Genomic DNA, 278 nt, shown 5'->3' with positions numbered 1-278 from the left:
AGATCGCCCGTGCGCTCGTGCAGTTCGGCTAGCCGGACCAAAGCCATGAAGTGCGTCTGGTCGACCGCCAGTGCGCCGAGCAGCGCCCGTTCCTCTCCCGCGACATCGCCCGCCTCGCGATAGGCCTTGGCAAGGTTCATCTGCAATTCCGGCGCGCGCGGGTCCGCGGCAATGGCCCGATCGAAGAAGGCGGCGGCTGACGCAAAGTCCCGGCGACCGAGCGCATCCATGCCGAGTGCGTTCAGGGCAAGCGGCTGTTCGCCCGCGCGATCCAGCAG

The 278-nt window shown here is 68.3% G+C and carries 1 protein-coding gene; it reads right to left on the bottom strand.

Annotation, left to right across the window (positions count from 1 at the left end; genetic code table 11):
• A partial coding sequence (locus ACFZPT_RS26675) for a tetratricopeptide repeat protein (protein ID WP_379559128.1) occupies positions 1–278 on the bottom strand: 278 nt, incomplete at both ends.

This window comes from Pseudomonas sp. MD330_10 (genome assembly GCF_042610415.1).
Classification (GTDB): Bacteria; Pseudomonadota; Gammaproteobacteria; order Pseudomonadales; family Pseudomonadaceae; genus Aquipseudomonas; species Aquipseudomonas rhodesiae.
This window is presented reverse-complemented; position numbering and strand designations above follow the sequence as displayed.